A 15,890-nucleotide genomic window follows, 5' to 3' on the forward strand; every position below is an offset into this window, starting at 1 on the left:
AATGCCGGTCATTAAAAACGTGGCGGTCATTGGCGCGGGGACCATGGGGGCGCGTATCGCCGCAGTCATGGCACGCGCAGGCTTTAACGTCCGTCTGTGGTCGCGTTCGACGCAGACGCTGCAAACGGCCCGCTCGCTGATTGAGTCGCTGGGCGTCACTGCTGCGGTTCACTACAGTAGCCGGCTGGAAACCTGCCTGGAGGATGCCGATATGGTCTCGGAAAACGTGGCCGAAGATGTAACGCTGAAACAGAGGCTGCTGCAAACCATTGAACAACAGGTTTCCGCAGACTGTCTGTTGACCACTAATACGTCTAGCGTCTCTATTTCTCTGCTGGCAACCGCGTTACGGGATCCCTCGCGGCTAATTGGCATGCACTGGTTTAATCCGGCGGATATTATGCCGATGATTGAGATTGTTCGCGGCGAAAAAACCCGCGAGGCCATTTGCCGACAGGTTCGGGAACTTTGTCAGCAGCTCGACAAAGAGACCATCACCGTAAATCAGGATATCCCTGGTTTCATTATCAACCGTTTACAATACGCCATGCTGCGCGAGGCGTTGTATCTGGTGAGTGCCGGTATTGGATCGGTGGAAGACATTGATCGCGCCGTACAGCGCACCCTGGCACCGCGCTGGGCGGCAATGGGGCCGATGAAGCTGATGGACTTCGCCGGGCTGGATACGGTCGAGAAAGTCGCCGCGATCCTGCTGCCGACGCTGGATAATAGCAGCACGTTACCGGACTGGCTGAAAGAGACCATCGCCACCGGTAAACTGGGGGCCAAAAGCGGCGCGGGTTTCTACTCATGGCCCGACGATAGTGCGCTTACCGCCATGCAACAGCGCGATAAGCGGGTAAAAAGCCTGATGGACGGGAACGCCGAAAATGAGTGAAATTCTCTGTCGTTATGACGAGGCTGTCGCCATTGTGACTTTGAATCGCGCGGCAAAATATAACGCCCTCACCGCCGGGATGCTGGACGCTCTGATCAGCACGTTAAAACATCTTGACCAGCAACCGGAGATACGGGCGATTGTGCTGCTGGGTACCCCGCGCGCATTTTCTGCCGGTGCCGATACCGGCACCCTAGCGGCAGCATCGTCCACCGAGCTGTGGCGCAGCGGCTTTAGTGAAAAATGGGACCAGATTGCCGGCATCGAAAAACCGCTGATTGCCGCCGTCTCCGGCTATGCGCTGGGCGGCGGCCTGGAGTTGGCGCTGCTGTGCGACATGGTCATCGCCGACGGCAGCGCGCAGTTGGGTTTACCGGAAAGTCATATCGGTATTATCCCCGGTGCCGGAGGAACGCAGCGTCTGGTTCGGGCGGTGGGAAAATCGCTGGCGATGGAAATGTTGCTGGCCGGAAGGCGCATTAGCGCAGAAGAGGCGCGCCAGGCGGGACTAATCAGTCAGATCGTCCCTGCCGGAGAGCTGGAAACACGTGCGCTGACCCTGGCAAAACAGATTGCCCAGGCGGCCCCGCTGGCGGTGCTGATGATTAAGAAAGCGGTCAATGCCAGCTACGAAATGCCTCTTAGCGCTGGGGTGGCTTACGAGCGTGCGCTGTCGGCGCTGATTGCGGACAGCGACGATCGGGCCATCGGGCTGGCGGCGTTTAAAAACAAGCAAACGCCGCAATTTACCGGGCGTTAATCGGTGTTGCGGGAGCGCTGAGCCTGACACAAGCCAGGCGAGTTTCCGCTCGGCGCATCAGGGCAACCGCTGTCGGTTCGTCGATCAGCAAGCTGTCGTAGCGTTGCAGGCAATAGTCCTGCGCGCCAGCCATGATTTCCAACGGCTCACCGGCATTGAACAGAAGCAGTGTTCCGGCGTGATGTGTCCACTCCCCGCCGTCAATCCAACGCACGGCCGCCCGTACCGTGGCGGCATCATAGATAACGTTAAAATCAAGCAACGGACCGCCGCTAATCTGGCATGAGACCTCGCTGTCGCCGTGGAAATCGCTGGCCTGAAATGGCGGTATGAAAGCGCTGCGCTGGCCGTCAATGGTCAGGTACATCCCGGCACCTTCCAGCACGCTGATATTTCTCAAATAACCGGGAAAACAGGAAAAAGGCCCGTCGGTACGGATGGTAGCGATAGAGATACGCCAGACGTACCGTTCACTGTCGGGATAACGCAACACTTCATGGGTGACCCCTTGTCCGTTTTTCCACAACATCTCCGTATATTGCTCATAGGACAGGTGCCGGATCATTTCCGCATATTCCCTTCCAGACGGTAGCGCGATCCCGGGTAGACCAGACGCACGCTGGTAACGATTTTTTTATCCTGGCGTCCGGTCCATGTACGGCGGTTAACCTGCAGGCAGGGCGTGTGCTCATCAATTTCCAGATAGGCGCACTCGACTCGGCTAATGTTCACCGCTTCGATAATATGTTCCCCCTCCACGATGGGCGCAATGGAGGAAAGATAGGCATTTGGCGTGACGCGAGTAAAGTCCTGTTGCAGGTAGTCCGGGACGATCAACGCATTGACCAGCCGATCTTCCAGCATTATCGGCACGCCATTTTCGTAGTGACAAATCAGGGAATGGAACAGACGACTGCCCCGGGGAAGATTAAGCACCAGCGTTTGCTGGGAATCGGCGTGTAACTGGGTCAGCTCCAGCACCCGCGCGTGATGCCGGTGGCCCCTGCTGGCTATCTCATCGGCGATGTTGTTGATCTCCAGTAGCGCCGACTGCCCACGAACCTCGGCGACAAACGTACCGACGCCCTGCATTCGCACCAGTAAACCTTCAGCGGTCAACTCGCGTAATGCCCGGTTGATCGTCATGCGACTATATCCTAACTGGCTAACCAGTTCACTCTCGGAAGGCACCCGAAAGTTCACCGGCCAAACGCCACTATGGACATTGGTTTTGATCATGTTTTTTACCCTTTCATAAAGGGGGGCTGGATGTTCAGGTAGCTCATCCATTAAATCCGTATTTGACCGGTCACTACGCGCCATAAATCATTCCTCATCTGCGACTTTGCCAGTTTACTCCATGACCTATTGGATGTATATATATGCATATGTATATACATTTCAAATACACTGAAAATAAGGTGATAAGATGGCAGTCTGGTTGGCAGAAAAAGCATTGTTGCCTGATGGCTGAGCAAATAACATCAGCATAACCGTGTCCGATGAAGGCATCATTACTGCGCTTGAAAAGAACGCGGTGCCGTAATGACTGGTGGACGCTGGGTGATTGAGGAGGGACATCATGCTAAAGAAGAACCGACCACTCAGGCATTTATTCAGGAGATGAAACAGTTGGCGGCCTAGGTAATGATGCCAACTTATGTGAAGAAAACATGAGATAAGGAGAGAGGGCTTATCCCCCATTAATATTAATGTATGCGTACATTAATATTAAAATACCCAACCTGCACCCCATTCAGGATCAGGATTCAGGTTAAAACAGGGATTTCAATGAATCTCACACTCCCGATAGGCGTTTGAGGACCAATGGAACGAAAACGTACATTAAGAATGTAATTCATTGATTATATTTTATAAAAAAACACCCCAACGCTGTAAATAATGCGGTGTAATTGCCATCCGATTAAAGGTGGTCGTTCAGGCGGTTACCAAACTCGAGAATAAAAACGGCTCATCGCCAGCCGCCAGTTCTGGATTGGCATGCTCCATTTTTTCGACGCCGACTGTATCGCCAGATAAACCACTTTCCGCACGGTGTCATCCGTTGGAAACACTTTTCGTTTCTTTAATCGCCTTGCGGATATCGGGCGCGGATAACTAAAAAAGGTATTTCCGCAACTGCGTTGCCGTGGCAGTTACCACGACGGTTCTGCTGCCTTCCTGCCCATGTGATTTCAGGAACGACTGCTACTCATGGCTGGCGTATTGGCTACCCTGGACGCACTTCTAAGAGTCCAGGCTGACTGGCAGAATTTTGTGAGTTTTACGTGCATGACTAATTTGTTTCTTTCCTAACCAAATCCCACAATACAGAAAGTGGTAAAAGTTATACCACCTTGATCTGCAAACCATAAAAAACTGGCTTTTTAAGCCAGTTTTTCAGAGTTAAACGGTGTTGGTATGATTTTTCTACACTAACGTGTCATGGTAACAAACTCTTCCGATGCCGTCGGGTGAATGGCGACAGTGTTGTCGAAATCTTTCTTGGTCGCGCCCATTTTGACGGCGACAGCGAAGCCTTGCAGCATTTCGTCCATACCAAAACCAATGCCGTGGATGCCGACGATTTTTTCCTCTTTACCCACACAAACCAGCTTCATACGGCACGGCTGGCGGTGCTGCGTGACAGCGGTATACATCGCGGTGAAGGCGGATTTATACACTTTCACCTGATCGTCACCGTACTGTTCACGCGCCTGTGGCTCGGTCAGCCCGACCGTGCCAATCGGCGGGTGGCTGAAGACGACGGTCGGGATGTTGCTGTAGTCCAGATGCTCATCCGGCTTGTTGTTAAACAGACGCTCGGACAAACGGCGCCCCGCCGCCACGGCAACCGGCGTAAGTTCGACGGCACCGGTGTTATCACCTACCGCGTAAATACCGGGAACGTTGGTGTTCTGGAATTTATCGACGTTGATGTAACCTTTGTCGTTCAACTCCACGCCAGTGACGCTCAGGTTCAGGTTATCCGTCGCGGGTTCGCGACCAATCGCCCAAATCAGGCAATCGACGGTTTGTGACTGACCGTTTTCCAGCTCCAGCGTCAGGCTGCCATCCGCATTCTTCACAATCGCTTTCGGGATTGATTCGGTATGCAGCGTCGGCCCTTCGGTGTTCATCACTTCCACCAGCGTATCGACAATCAGCGGATCAAAGCTGCGCAGCGGCGCGTGCTTACGCACAAACAGGTGGGTTTCAGACCCCAGTCCGTTCAGCACGCCGGCAATCTCTACCGCGATATAGCCTGCACCAACAATAGCAGTACGCTTCGGCAATGCATCCAGCTCAAAGAAACCGTCAGAATCGATACCGTACTCCGCGCCAGGAATGTCAGGGTGAACCGGACGACCGCCCGTCGCGATCAGGATATGGTCAGCCGTAATTTTTTCGCCGTTCACTTCCACCGTGTGCGCATCGACAAAGCGGGCAAAACCGTGGATGACATCGACCTTGTTCTTACCCAGCACGTTGTCGTAGGACTGGTGGATGCGATCGATGTAGGCGCTACGGTTCTTGACCAACGTGCCCCAGTTAAACTGGTTCACCGTGGTGTCGAACCCGTAATCAGGCCCGTACTGATGGATCGCTTCGGCAATCTGCGCCGCATGCCACATCACTTTCTTCGGCACACAGCCGACGTTGACGCAGGTGCCGCCCAGATATTTTGCTTCGATCAACGCACATTTTTGTCCATACATCGCCGCGCGGTTGATAGACGCAATACCGCCGCTGCCGCCGCCAATAGCAAGGTAGTCATAGTGTTTGGTCATCAGTGTATCCATGCTTAAGTGAGTAAAATTTGCCTAGAGTGTAACGCCAGAGCCATACGCCTCATAAAGGTTATGCCTATGGCTGCGATAGGAAAAACTGACCGTGTTTCCCACCACAACCGTGCGTATTACTCCGGTACGATTTGCTCCACCAGCGTATGGCCGGTGCCTTCCGGTACCAGCACGCTATGCAGCCACGGCAGCACGCTCTTCATCTGCGCTGCCAGCTTCCACGGCGGGTTAATCACAATCATGCCAGACGCCGTCATGCCGTAGCGATCGCTGTCCGGCAGCACCGCCAGCTCAATTTGCAGAATGTTGCGAATGCCCGTGGCTTCCAGCTCTTTCAGCAGGCGTTTAATGTGCTGACGCAGCACCACCGGATACCACAGCGCAAAGACGCCGGTGGCAAAACGTTTGTGCCCTTCCTGAATCCCTTTCACCACGGCCTGATAGTCCGTTTTCAACTCATACGGTGGGTCGATCAGCATGAAGCCGCGACGGGAAAGCGGCGGCAACTGGGATTTCAACTGCTGATAACCATCGTCACGCAGCACTTTGGTGCGCGAATCTTTCTGAAATTCATTACGCAACAGCGGGAAATCGCTGGGGTGCAGCTCGGTCAGATGAAGCTTGTCCTGCTCACGCAGCAACTGACGCGCAATCAGCGGGGAACCGGGGTAATAACGCAACTGGCCGTTGTGGTTATAGGTGCGTACCGCCTGCATGTAAGGGTCGAGTTCAGCCGGAATGTCGTCACGCTGCCAGATTTTCGCGATGCCATCCAGATACTCGCCTGTGCGCTCGGCGTGTTCGCCGCTAAGCTGATAGCGGCCGGCACCCGCGTGGGTATCCAGATACAGGAAAGGTTTTTCTTTCTCTTTCAGGGCGGTGATGATCAGGCTCTGAACAGTGTGTTTCAGCACGTCGGCGTGATTGCCGGCATGGAAACTGTGGCGGTAACTTAACATGCTTGCTTTCCGGTGAGGTTTTTATAAATAACGTCGATTAACCGACAGTATAACCGCCTGCGGCGGAAAATATCCCCTCAATACCGAAACAACCCCCCACCCTGCGAACCGCCCCGCAAACCCGCCATTTTTATCGTATTAAATCAGTAAATTGTGAAACATGGCCGTTTTTCATTCGATTGAAAGCTACCGATATTCAGAGACATAAAGTACGATCGCAGGCTAACCATGATGGAATTGGACATTATTCTGATGGAACCTGAATATCAGCGCTGGCTGATGGCGCTTTCCGCCCCGATGGTCGCACTCAATATCAAGTACGGCGCCCGCTTCCACGACCTGACCTTCTATGAGCCCGGCGAAACCATCAGTCTGAGCGACAGTTGGGGGATTACCTCCCGCTCAGGGTTGATCTCCATGATTAACGATATGACAGACAGCGGCCACGCCGAGCGTCTGGCGTATGACTATCAACTTTGGCACCACCTGACGGCATCCGAATGGCAACAACATTGCGCCAATCAATCGGAAGAAGCACAGGGTGCGCTCGCGCTGGTGGCCGAAACAGCGGCGCTATGCGGTGAAGGCGGGATCCGTGCCTGGGATCTGGGCCGCATGAGTTTTCTGAGCCGCATCGGATTACTCAACGGCTGGATTAGTGAAAAAGAGAACCTCTGGATTCATACCCGTCTGGCCGACAGGGCGCGTTACTATTACCGCAGTTGGGAGAATTATTACGCCGCGTTCTTGATCGGCCGCACTTACTGGCTTTCCTGGGATGAGGAAGACCCGGAATGCCAGCGCTACATTTTTAGCAACTGTAGCCAGATTCCTGACTACATTGACCAAATCGGCACGCTCTACGCCCACCCGGACTGCCCGATTCATGACCTCGACTGGGATGTTGATCCGATAGAAATGGATAAGCCCGAGTCCTTACCAGAAGCGGAAATATAATGGACACACAGTGTTGGGAGCGATTAGGCATTGAGCCGACGCAGGAGCTGGATGCTATCCGCCAGGCTTATCGTCAAAAAATACCGCAGTTTCACCCGGAAACCGACCCCGAGGGCTTTAAGCAGCTACGTGACGCGTACGATACCGCCTGCAAGTTGGCGAAGAATCCCATACCGTCGGGCAATGAAGAACACGCCGCCGCCGAATCACACAACGCTCCTCCAGCCGCCGAGCATGCCGATCCCGAGGCAGATACGCTTGTCGCTGCATTTGATCAGCTGTTAAACAATCCAGCCGAGCGCTTCGTCCCACTGCATTGGGAACACTACATTCAGTTGCTGAATCAGCACACTTTTGAGGTGATCGATCGCATTCGCTGGCCGTTGCTCCAGCGCCTGATGCGCGAATCTTGTCTCTCCACCCGCTGTGTCCGCACACTGGCCGAACGCCTGCGCTGGCAGCAACGGCAGGGAGAGCTGTCAGGCGATGGCGTCGACGATGTTCGTCACTTCCTCGACTCACTCGACTACGACGATCTCTTCGATTTTTCCCTGTTGTCGCACCTGAGTCTGCCCGCACAACTGGAAACTATCTTCTATTTCCAACAGGCGAATGGAACGTACTGGAATCGTCCGGCGTTGATGCTGGGCACGCTGCTGCGTAACCCGACCGCGATTTATTGGCCTGACAGCCCGGCGCTAATGCAAAAACTCGCACGCTGGCACAGCCATGCAGGCGTCCCTAGCGCCATACTGCGTGATTACTGCCTGCAACAGTTGGACGCCGCCCCGCACGATGCGGAATGGCTCTCGCTCAGCGCCATGCTGTGTTCACTTACCGGAGAGAACGAACACGCCTTCACGCTGTGGCTGACGCTTTATCAGCACACTCACCATGCACAGGCGGAGCAGTGGCTGATCGACTGGTGTAAACAACATCAGCCGGATACGCTTCCCTTATTGATTCAGTCGTTTAACACCACGCCAGCGCCAGATCTGACGGGGTTAGCGCTGGACGATCCGCGTCAGCGTTTCTTTATTTCACAGCACAACACCCAAATGCTGATACGTTGGGGAGAAGCGCTGAAACTGCCGCTGTCGCCCATGGCAGAAAGCTATGCCCGCTGGAAACTGGGAAAACAGGATCTCCAAAGCATCTATCAGCACCTGCAACACAGCGGGGACGCGATTCAGGATCGGCTGTATTGGCACGCCAGCATGTTAACCGTGGGGAATGAGCGCCTGTTGCAGGACATTCTGGAACAGCCGTTGCCCGACGAGCCGCTGTATGCGTTGATCTTGCAGGGATTGCAGTTTCAGGCAACACAGCGTTTATCCTGGCTGGCAACCTCCGGCGCGATTCATGCTTTCACGGAGTGGCTGTATTCGCCGTCAGAAGCGGAGTTGCCCAGCGCGTTTACCAATCAGAAATCCTCCGCCTGCCTTCAAGCGAAAACCTGGCTGCGGCAATGGCGTCCGCTGTCACTGAATCAGTTGAACAAGCTGTATAACAGCGGCATACATACGGAGGAAATCGACCCGATCAATGATTGTCTGGTCAAGCTGTCCGCACGCTACGAGTGCGATGCCTCTCTGGTGCCACAAGGGGTGGAGAAGCCGCAGGATCTCAGCGCCAGAGACGAGCTGAGACAGGCGATACTGATCGCCTTAATGATGACCGATCCAGCGTCTTGTCTGGGCTTACCGCACCAGTCGGTGCTGCCAGAGCTGGCATTAACCCACCCTGCACACTCACTCTCCCGGCGCTTTCGCAAGGCGGAATGCCGCGATGGCGATGCCGTCACACCACTAAAAAAGCAGCTCGATCTTATCGACCCGCTGCACTATCACTGCTGGATGAACGTCCCTGTCTCTATTGAGGAATATCTGAGCAGCGGAGAGATTTATAGCGAGTCTGCGGCGAGCCATTTTTATCTTCATGATGAACACTGGCGAACGGAGCTGGCGACATCGCCCATCATTTACCAGATCTTTTTCCACGCGTTTTATGCCCTTATGGGAGAAGAGGAACAGACCGAACAACACCTTGAACAGTTAGCCGCGATTCCCGTGGAAATGGAGCAGGAAGACGCGATTCGCACCGCCTTTACCGAAGGGTCAGATGAACTGGAAAAACAACTAAAACAGTTCTCCAATGACAAACGGGTCACGCTCATCGGCAAGCTGATTCAGCGCTGTGCGCAGAATGGCACCTTTCTGTTCGATAACAGCGAACAGACGTTCCTGGCCGAGCATGTGTCCTACCCACATGAAGACGTGACGCTGAGGCTGGTCGCAAAAGTGCTGCTGCAATGCGCCGATCGGCGCGAACGCCTGTTCAAAGCATCACAGGCTAAAAAGAGCTACTGGTGGCAGTTCTGGCGCACGAACGCTCGTATTGGCCGTCTTGGTTTCCTGATGCAGGGCGGGTTGGGAAGTTATTTTCTCTATCGCGCAAACGACTGGATAGGATCGCCGCCGCCCTATATTGAAGGGCTGCTGATGGTGCTCATCGTGCTCAATTTGCTGATTGCTGCGCGTCGACGCTATAACGATATCGGTTCCAGTACGCCGTGGGGGATGAGTGTCTTTAGCATCCTGATACCGATATTTCTGTTGCTCCCTCTGTTGGCGCCAAGCATTAACCGCTGGAACCAATTCGGCGCGCCACCAACGGGTAAGAAAACCGACGCCACAACCACCTGACGCGAATGATTCGGGCGGCACAGCGCGTGCCGCCTAAACGTCAACGAGAGACCTCATCCAGATACTGCTCAATACGTTGCCGCGTTTCGTTAATGGCGGGGGCATATTGCCCCGCCAGCACCTGTTCAAAATCGCGCAGCCAGAAGCCGATCTGCTCACGTTCTTCCAGACGCGTCTGCGCCCAGGCTTTTTCCAGCCGAGCCAGCAGGTTACGGTTCATCAGATTGTCTCTGGGATGAATCTTCAGCGCTTGCAACTTCTGGCGACTTTTCTGCTGTTGTTCAGCACTCAACCCCGTCGGGCTGCGATCGATCACTTTCGTGAAGTTATCGCCGCTGTCCGGCAGATTCACATCGACTTCCAGTAGCCCATTGATGTCATAGCTGAAACGCACCTCAACAGATTGCTTATACGATTTCGCTTTTATCGGCATGATAAATTCATCGATAAACACGTTGTTATCGACGTAGGGGCTTTCCCCCTGATAGATCGCAATGCAGATGTTGTCTTGTCCGGGTGACCCCGTGGAAAACGTCTCTACCCGCGAGGTCGGCACCACCGTATTGCGCTCAAGTATCGGGGAAAACAGGCCGTTTTGCTTATCGTTGGCGGTCTTAATTCCAAGGGTGTACGGGCAGACATCCGTCAGAATCACTTCTTCAATATCCTGCTCGCGTAGCCGACAGGCAGCCTGTACCGCCGCGCCTTTGGCGACAACGGTATCTGGGTCCAGATGCTGATAAGGTAATTTGCCAAACAGCCGGACCACCAGCTTCTGGATAATCGACATCTTTGATGCTCCGCCAACCAGTACCACATGATCTAACTGCTCTGGCTTCAGGCGAGCATCGTGCAGCGCCTGTTCTATCGGCGCACGAATGCGGTTCATCAGCGGCAGCCAGGCCGCTTCGATTTCTTCATCATCCAGCACAATGCACCAGTCTTTCTCGCGCCAGTGCCACACGAATTCATTTGATTGGGAAGGAAAACCGGGCTGACATTTCAGCGTTTCGGCATGGCTGTAAAGACGTGCCAGATCCGTCGCAGAAATCGCCGACTCCTCAAGCTTCCACGCTTTCAGGCAGCTTTTCACTATCGCTTGCGTGAAATCCTCTCCCCCAGATAGTTGTCACCCGCCGAGCTGTGTACCTCGATCAACGGAAACGTATATTCCAACACGCTGACGTCAAAAGTACCGCCGCCTAAGTCGAAGACCAGCGTACGCCCCAGCGCCTGCGTGTGTAAGCCGTAAGCCATAGCGGCGGCGGTAGGTTCATTGATTAAGCGAACGGCTTTTAGCTCCGCCAGTTCCGCCGCAAAACGCGTCTGCTTGCGCTGTTCATCGCTGAAATAGGCGGGTACGGAGATCACCACATCCTTGATGGGGTACCCGAGATAACTTTCCGCATCGGCTTTGAGTGATTTCAACACCATGGCTGACAGTTCGGCAGGAGAGAACGTTTTGTCCCCAAGTCTGAAGGTTTTCTTGCTTCCCATGTAGCGCTTAAACAGCGACGCCGATACCTGCGGATGCGTCGTTAAACGGGAAATAGCGGGTTTGCCCACCAGCATACTGCCGTCGTCATCAATGCTGATGGCCGAAGGAGTGAAGTTGTCATTCAGCGCATTCGGTATCAGGCGTGCCTCGCCATTTTGCCAAACGCTAATCAGGCTGTTTGTCGTGCCGAGATCGATACCAATTGCCGGAGAAGCATCTTGCGGGTGCATCATGCTGTTATTCCTTATTAACCATTCCGTACAAAGACCCAGTCCCATTCAGGAAGCAGGGCAATAGTATATACGTCTTGTTCAGGAAAAGACCGCGCCCAACGGATTCAGGAATATTTTTAAAATCTACCAACGACACCTCCCCTTACTGCTGCAATTATCGGCGCAGCTATATCTGCGGCTATGCTCATAATCTGGCGGAAACCAAAGGCGACCGTCAGCAGGCCGCCTTCGAGGCCGGGTTGTTGTCACGCCGCTACGGGCTCGAACGAGAGAGGGTCGCAGAGTTCTTTACTGAACAAGGCAACCTTTATGCGATTCGATTTTTTTATGCAGACTATGATGCCCACATCGCTCGCTAGCGGCTGGCTTCGCGTAAATCAAAACTAATAGGGATCGTGATAGTAAGAGTAAGCTGCGCGTTATCCCCAATCACTTCTACTGGCGGAGCCGGAAGCGACTGTGCACGTTGCGGTAAGGCGACAGACTCCTTATCCAGCAGTGTCACACTGCTGCTGGCTAGTGAGACAGCCAGAACCTTCCCCGCCCGATCCAACGTCACGCGAATCTGAGCGACGCCCTGCAATCGCTGTCTCGCCGCCTGCGCGGGATAGCGTTTATAGCGGCTCAGGTGTGCCAGCAGTTTACTGCTCCAGTCCGCAACGCCTTTAGCACGCGGCGGCGCTGCATACCATTAAGTGTCGACAGGCTCTGATGAGCAGCCCGCGCCACCGCCAGGGCGGGTTTATGCGCGATGCGTCCGCCATCATGATTGTTTATCGCCATTGTCATTACCCTGAAATATTAAAAAAAGACACATCAGGTAGGTCATGCGAAAAACAAAATCGGGCAGAAAAATAGCAAGCATTTTCAGGAAAACGCATTCAACGCGGCGTTACCGCCCCAGTTCAGGTGAGCAATGAGGCTTCTCCGTAGCCGCAAAACGCCCCTTTGGTCACGAACAACTCCCCCTCCACCATTGATTTTCACGACGCTTGACCTCATCTTAGTAAGTTATCTGCAATAGATATCCGCTTTGTCGCATTTCTCTCTTCAACGGATTGCCCACAGTAGCCCGTTTGGAACGGCAAGATGAAGAATCGATCGGCAACGATATCACCCACAATTATCAGGACGACCCCATGACGAATCCATTACTGACCTCATTTACCCTGCCCCCGTTCTCCAGCATCAAAATTGAAGATATTGTCCCGGCGGTGAAATCCGCACTGAATGAATGCCGCGAGACGGTAGAGCGTGTAGTGGCACAAGCGGGGCCGTTTACATGGGATAATCTATGCCAGCCGCTGGCAGACAACGACGATCGTCTTAGCCGCATCTTCTCCCCCGTCAGTCACCTGAACGCGGTGAAGAACAGCCCGGAGCTGCGCAGCGCTTACGAACAGTGCCTGCCGCTGCTGTCTGAACACAGTACCTGGGTCGGCCAGCATGCCGGCCTGTACCAGGCTTACCGCAACCTGCGCGACAGCGAGCATTACGCCACGCTCAGCGTGGCGCAGAAGAAATCCGTTGATAACGCGCTGCGTGATTTTGAACTGTCCGGTATCGGCCTGTCGCCGGAAAAGCAGAAACGCTACGGCGAAATCTCTGCTCGGTTGTCCGAACTCGGTTCGCAGTACAGCAATAACGTGCTGGATGCCACCATGGGCTGGAGCAAGCTGATTACCGATGTCGCTGAGCTGGATGGCATGCCGGAAAGCGCGCTGGCAGCGGCCAAAGCACAGGCGGAAGCCAAAGAACAAGACGGTTGGCTGCTGACGCTGGATATTCCGAGCTACCTGCCGGTAATGACTTACTGCACCAATCAGGCGCTGCGCGAAGAGATGTATCGCGCCTATGGCACCCGCGCTTCCGATCAGGGGCCGAACGCAGGCAAATGGGACAACAGTGAAATCATGGCGGAAGAGCTGGCACTACGCCATGAGCTGGCACAGTTGCTGGGCTTCGACAGCTATGCGCATAAATCGCTGGCAACCAAAATGGCGGAAAACCCGCAGCAGGTACTCGATTTCCTGACCGATCTGGCGAAACGTGCACGTCCACAGGCTGAAGAAGAACTCGCACAACTGCGTGCCTTCGCCAAAGAACACTACGGTGTAGATGAATTGCAGGCCTGGGATATCACCTACTACAGCGAGCAGCAGAAACAACACCGGTATTCCATCAGCGATGAGCAACTTCGTCCGTACTTCCCGGAAAACCGCGCGGTGAACGGCCTGTTCGAAGTGGTTAAGCGAATCTACGGCATCACCGCCAAAGAGCGCAAAGATGTGGATGTATGGCATCCGGATGTACGCTTCTTCGACCTGTTCGATGAAAGCGGTGAACTGCGCGGCAGCTTCTACCTTGATCTGTACGCCCGCGAACACAAACGCGGCGGAGCCTGGATGGACGACTGCGCGGGTAAACTGCGTAAAGGCAACGGCGAACTGCAAAAACCGGTCGCTTATCTGGTCTGTAACTTTAACCGTCCGGTCAACGGCAAACCGGCCCTGTTCACGCACAACGAAGTCACCACGCTATTCCACGAATTCGGCCACGGCCTGCACCACATGCTGACCCAGATCGAGACCGCCGGTGTCGCAGGCATCAACGGCGTACCGTGGGATGCGGTCGAACTGCCGAGCCAGTTCATGGAAAACTGGTGCTGGGAACCTGAAGCGCTGGTCTTTATTTCTGGTCACCATGAAACCGGTGAACCTCTGCCGCAGGAACTGCTGGATAAAATGCTGGCGGCGAAGAACTATCAGGCCGCACTGTTCATTCTGCGCCAGTTGGAGTTCGGCCTGTTCGATTTCCGCCTGCATGCCGAGTTTGATCCTGTGAAAGGCGCACAGATTCTGCCGACGCTGGCCGAAATCAAAGCACAGGTTGCGGTGGTGCCAAGCCCGAGCTGGGGCCGTTTCCCGCACGCGTTCAGCCACATCTTTGCGGGTGGTTATGCCGCAGGCTACTACAGCTATCTGTGGGCCGACGTGCTGGCAGCCGATGCCTATTCCCGCTTCGAGGAGGAAGGCATCTTTAACCGTGAAACCGGCCAGTCGTTCCTGGATAACATCCTGACCCGCGGCGGTTCCGAAGAGCCGATGGAGCTGTTCAAACGCTTCCGTGGCCGTGAACCTCAGTTGGATGCCATGCTCGCGCATTACGGCATCAAGGGATGAACATCTGCCTAATCGCAGAAGAAGGCGCCGATACTGGCGCCTTATCTTCTCTGGCCGCGCGCTGGGGGCTAGTTTCCGATCCTGATACGATGATGGCGCTGGTGCTAACGGCGGAACGTCTGGAATTGCGCAAGCAAGATGAGCCAAAGCTCGGCGCTATTTTCGTCGATTTCGTCGCCGGAACAATGGCACATCGTCGTCGCTTTGGCGGCGGACGTGGAGAGGCCATCGCTAAAGCCGTGGGGATCAAAAAAGATTACCTGCCGGATGTCGTGGATGCGACCGCCGGGCTAGGGCGCGATGCTTTTGTGCTGGCGGCACTAGGCTGTCGGGTACGTATGGTGGAACGCAATCCGGTGGTTGCGGCGTTGCTGGACGACGGGTTGCAGCGTGGCTATCGGGACGCAGAAATTGGCCCGTGGTTACAAGAACGGCTGACGCTGCTGCACGCGTCGAGTATGACCGCGCTACGCGATATCACGCCGCCACCGGATGTGGTTTACCTCGATCCGATGTTCCCACACAAACAAAAGAGCGCGCTGGTGAAGAAAGAGATGCGGGTATTTCAGTCGCTGGTAGGTGCGGATGACGACGCCGATGCGCTGCTGGAACCCGCGCGCGCGCTGGCGAAAAAACGCGTTGTGGTGAAGCGACCGGACTATGCGCCGCCGCTGGCCGGCGTACCGGCACAATCCATGCTGGAAACCAAAAGCCACCGTTTTGATTTCTATCTTCCCGCCTAAGAAATCTCGTCGCCGCGACGCTAAGCGTATCGGCGACTAAGAACTTAGCCTGCTTCGCATTTCCTACGCTGCTTTTGCAAAGTCTGTGGCACTAATGAGAAGCAAATCGCATAATTCCGCGCTATGACTTCTCATTACACTAAGATGACATA

The 15,890-nt window shown here is 54.6% G+C and carries 12 protein-coding genes and 2 pseudogenes; 7 read left to right on the plus strand and 7 right to left on the minus strand.

The genetic code is table 11. The annotated features are described in order from the left end of the window. The first annotated feature begins 1 nt into the window (after window position 1). Together ACKQAD_RS08575 and ACKQAD_RS08580 are read left to right on the plus strand one after the other, a co-directional pair. Complete coding sequence (locus ACKQAD_RS08575) at window positions 2-898, plus strand: 3-hydroxyacyl-CoA dehydrogenase family protein (RefSeq protein WP_409159772.1); 897 nt, start codon at window positions 2-4, stop codon at window positions 896-898. Next, window positions 891-1,658 carry an enoyl-CoA hydratase/isomerase family protein gene (locus ACKQAD_RS08580; protein WP_409159773.1) on the plus strand — a complete coding sequence of 256 codons (768 nt, stop codon included), beginning with the start codon at window positions 891-893 and terminating at the stop codon, window positions 1,656-1,658. Before ACKQAD_RS08575 ends, ACKQAD_RS08580 begins: the two co-directional genes overlap by 8 nt. On the opposite strand, the gene ACKQAD_RS08585 is transcribed toward ACKQAD_RS08580, so the two are convergent. The 5 genes and pseudogenes from ACKQAD_RS08585 to ACKQAD_RS08605 form a co-directional block, all read right to left on the minus strand. Beyond that, window positions 1,645-2,223 carry a HutD/Ves family protein gene (locus ACKQAD_RS08585; protein WP_409159774.1) on the minus strand — a complete coding sequence of 193 codons (579 nt, stop codon included), beginning with the start codon at window positions 2,221-2,223 and terminating at the stop codon, window positions 1,645-1,647. The two genes, ACKQAD_RS08580 and ACKQAD_RS08585, sit on opposite strands and share 14 nt — an antisense overlap. Continuing rightward, window positions 2,220-2,981: a histidine utilization transcriptional repressor HutC gene (gene hutC, locus ACKQAD_RS08590; protein WP_409159775.1), complete on the minus strand. Its 762-nt coding sequence runs from the start codon at window positions 2,979-2,981 to the stop codon at window positions 2,220-2,222. The genes ACKQAD_RS08585 and hutC overlap by 4 nt, the downstream gene beginning before the upstream one ends. Window positions 2,982-3,582: 601 nt before the next feature. Then, window positions 3,583-3,748 (minus strand): annotated as a pseudogene (locus ACKQAD_RS08595) (IS256 family transposase); the annotation flags it as partial. Between the two features lie 345 nt (window positions 3,749-4,093). Continuing rightward, window positions 4,094-5,449 carry a glutathione-disulfide reductase gene (gorA, locus tag ACKQAD_RS08600; RefSeq protein WP_409159776.1) on the minus strand — a complete coding sequence of 452 codons (1,356 nt, stop codon included), beginning with the start codon at window positions 5,447-5,449 and terminating at the stop codon, window positions 4,094-4,096. A 128-nt stretch (window positions 5,450-5,577) separates the two neighbouring features. Beyond that, window positions 5,578-6,420, minus strand: coding sequence for a 23S rRNA (adenine(2030)-N(6))-methyltransferase RlmJ (locus ACKQAD_RS08605; protein ID WP_409159777.1), 843 nt, complete (start codon window positions 6,418-6,420; stop codon window positions 5,578-5,580). Window positions 6,421-6,648: 228 nt separating this feature from the next. On the opposite strand from ACKQAD_RS08605, the gene ACKQAD_RS08610 reads away from it, so the two are divergent. Continuing rightward, complete coding sequence (locus ACKQAD_RS08610) at window positions 6,649-7,377, plus strand: DUF1266 domain-containing protein (RefSeq protein ID WP_409159779.1); 729 nt, start codon at window positions 6,649-6,651, stop codon at window positions 7,375-7,377. Beyond that, on the plus strand, window positions 7,377-10,082 hold the full coding sequence (locus ACKQAD_RS08615) for a J domain-containing protein (protein ID WP_409159780.1): 2,706 nt from the start codon (window positions 7,377-7,379) through the stop codon (window positions 10,080-10,082). The genes ACKQAD_RS08610 and ACKQAD_RS08615 overlap by 1 nt, the downstream gene beginning before the upstream one ends. Window positions 10,083-10,122: 40 nt before the next feature. Here ACKQAD_RS08615 and ACKQAD_RS08620 read toward each other — a convergent pair. Beyond that, window positions 10,123-11,813: pseudogene (locus ACKQAD_RS08620) on the minus strand (Hsp70 family protein). Window positions 11,814-11,878: 65 nt separating this feature from the next. On the opposite strand from ACKQAD_RS08620, the gene ACKQAD_RS08625 reads away from it, so the two are divergent. Next, window positions 11,879-12,172, plus strand: a complete 294-nt coding sequence (locus tag ACKQAD_RS08625; RefSeq protein WP_409159816.1) for a DUF2623 family protein — start codon at window positions 11,879-11,881, stop codon at window positions 12,170-12,172. Here ACKQAD_RS08625 and ACKQAD_RS08630 read toward each other — a convergent pair. After that, on the minus strand, window positions 12,169-12,453 hold the full coding sequence (locus tag ACKQAD_RS08630; RefSeq protein WP_409159817.1) for an energy transducer TonB: 285 nt from the start codon (window positions 12,451-12,453) through the stop codon (window positions 12,169-12,171). The two genes, ACKQAD_RS08625 and ACKQAD_RS08630, sit on opposite strands and share 4 nt — an antisense overlap. Window positions 12,454-12,952: 499 nt before the next feature. Here ACKQAD_RS08630 and prlC point away from each other — a divergent pair, with 499 nt between their 5' ends. Together prlC and rsmJ are read left to right on the plus strand one after the other, a co-directional pair. Continuing rightward, window positions 12,953-14,995 (plus strand): oligopeptidase A, encoded by a 2,043-nt coding sequence (gene prlC / locus ACKQAD_RS08635; protein ID WP_409159781.1) that lies wholly within the window; start codon window positions 12,953-12,955, stop codon window positions 14,993-14,995. After that, window positions 14,992-15,738 carry a 16S rRNA (guanine(1516)-N(2))-methyltransferase RsmJ gene (gene rsmJ / locus ACKQAD_RS08640; RefSeq protein WP_409159782.1) on the plus strand — a complete coding sequence of 249 codons (747 nt, stop codon included), beginning with the start codon at window positions 14,992-14,994 and terminating at the stop codon, window positions 15,736-15,738. Before prlC ends, rsmJ begins: the two co-directional genes overlap by 4 nt. The last annotated feature ends 152 nt before the right edge of the window (window positions 15,739-15,890 follow it).

Origin of the sequence: Pectobacterium artocarpous, from assembly GCF_046159765.1 — a bacterium.
Taxonomy (GTDB): Bacteria; Pseudomonadota; Gammaproteobacteria; order Enterobacterales; family Enterobacteriaceae; genus Pectobacterium.

Bases quoted from the DNA above. Each gene is read 5' to 3' on its own strand.
- ACKQAD_RS08580 (WP_409159773.1), top strand. From the start codon at position 891: ATGAGTGAAATTCTCTGTCGTTATGACGAGGCTGTCGCCATTGTGACT.
- gorA (WP_409159776.1), bottom strand. From the start codon at position 5,449: ATGACCAAACACTATGACTACCTTGCTATTGGCGGCGGCAGCGGCGGT.
- rsmJ (WP_409159782.1), top strand. From the start codon at position 14,992: ATGAACATCTGCCTAATCGCAGAAGAAGGCGCCGATACTGGCGCCTTA.
- ACKQAD_RS08575 (WP_409159772.1), top strand. From the start codon at position 2: ATGCCGGTCATTAAAAACGTGGCGGTCATTGGCGCGGGGACCATGGGG.
- ACKQAD_RS08585 (WP_409159774.1), bottom strand. From the start codon at position 2,223: ATGATCCGGCACCTGTCCTATGAGCAATATACGGAGATGTTGTGGAAA.
- hutC (WP_409159775.1), bottom strand. From the start codon at position 2,981: ATGGCGCGTAGTGACCGGTCAAATACGGATTTAATGGATGAGCTACCT.
- ACKQAD_RS08610 (WP_409159779.1), top strand. From the start codon at position 6,649: ATGATGGAATTGGACATTATTCTGATGGAACCTGAATATCAGCGCTGG.
- ACKQAD_RS08605 (WP_409159777.1), bottom strand. From the start codon at position 6,420: ATGTTAAGTTACCGCCACAGTTTCCATGCCGGCAATCACGCCGACGTG.
- prlC (WP_409159781.1), top strand. From the start codon at position 12,953: ATGACGAATCCATTACTGACCTCATTTACCCTGCCCCCGTTCTCCAGC.
- ACKQAD_RS08615 (WP_409159780.1), top strand. From the start codon at position 7,377: ATGGACACACAGTGTTGGGAGCGATTAGGCATTGAGCCGACGCAGGAG.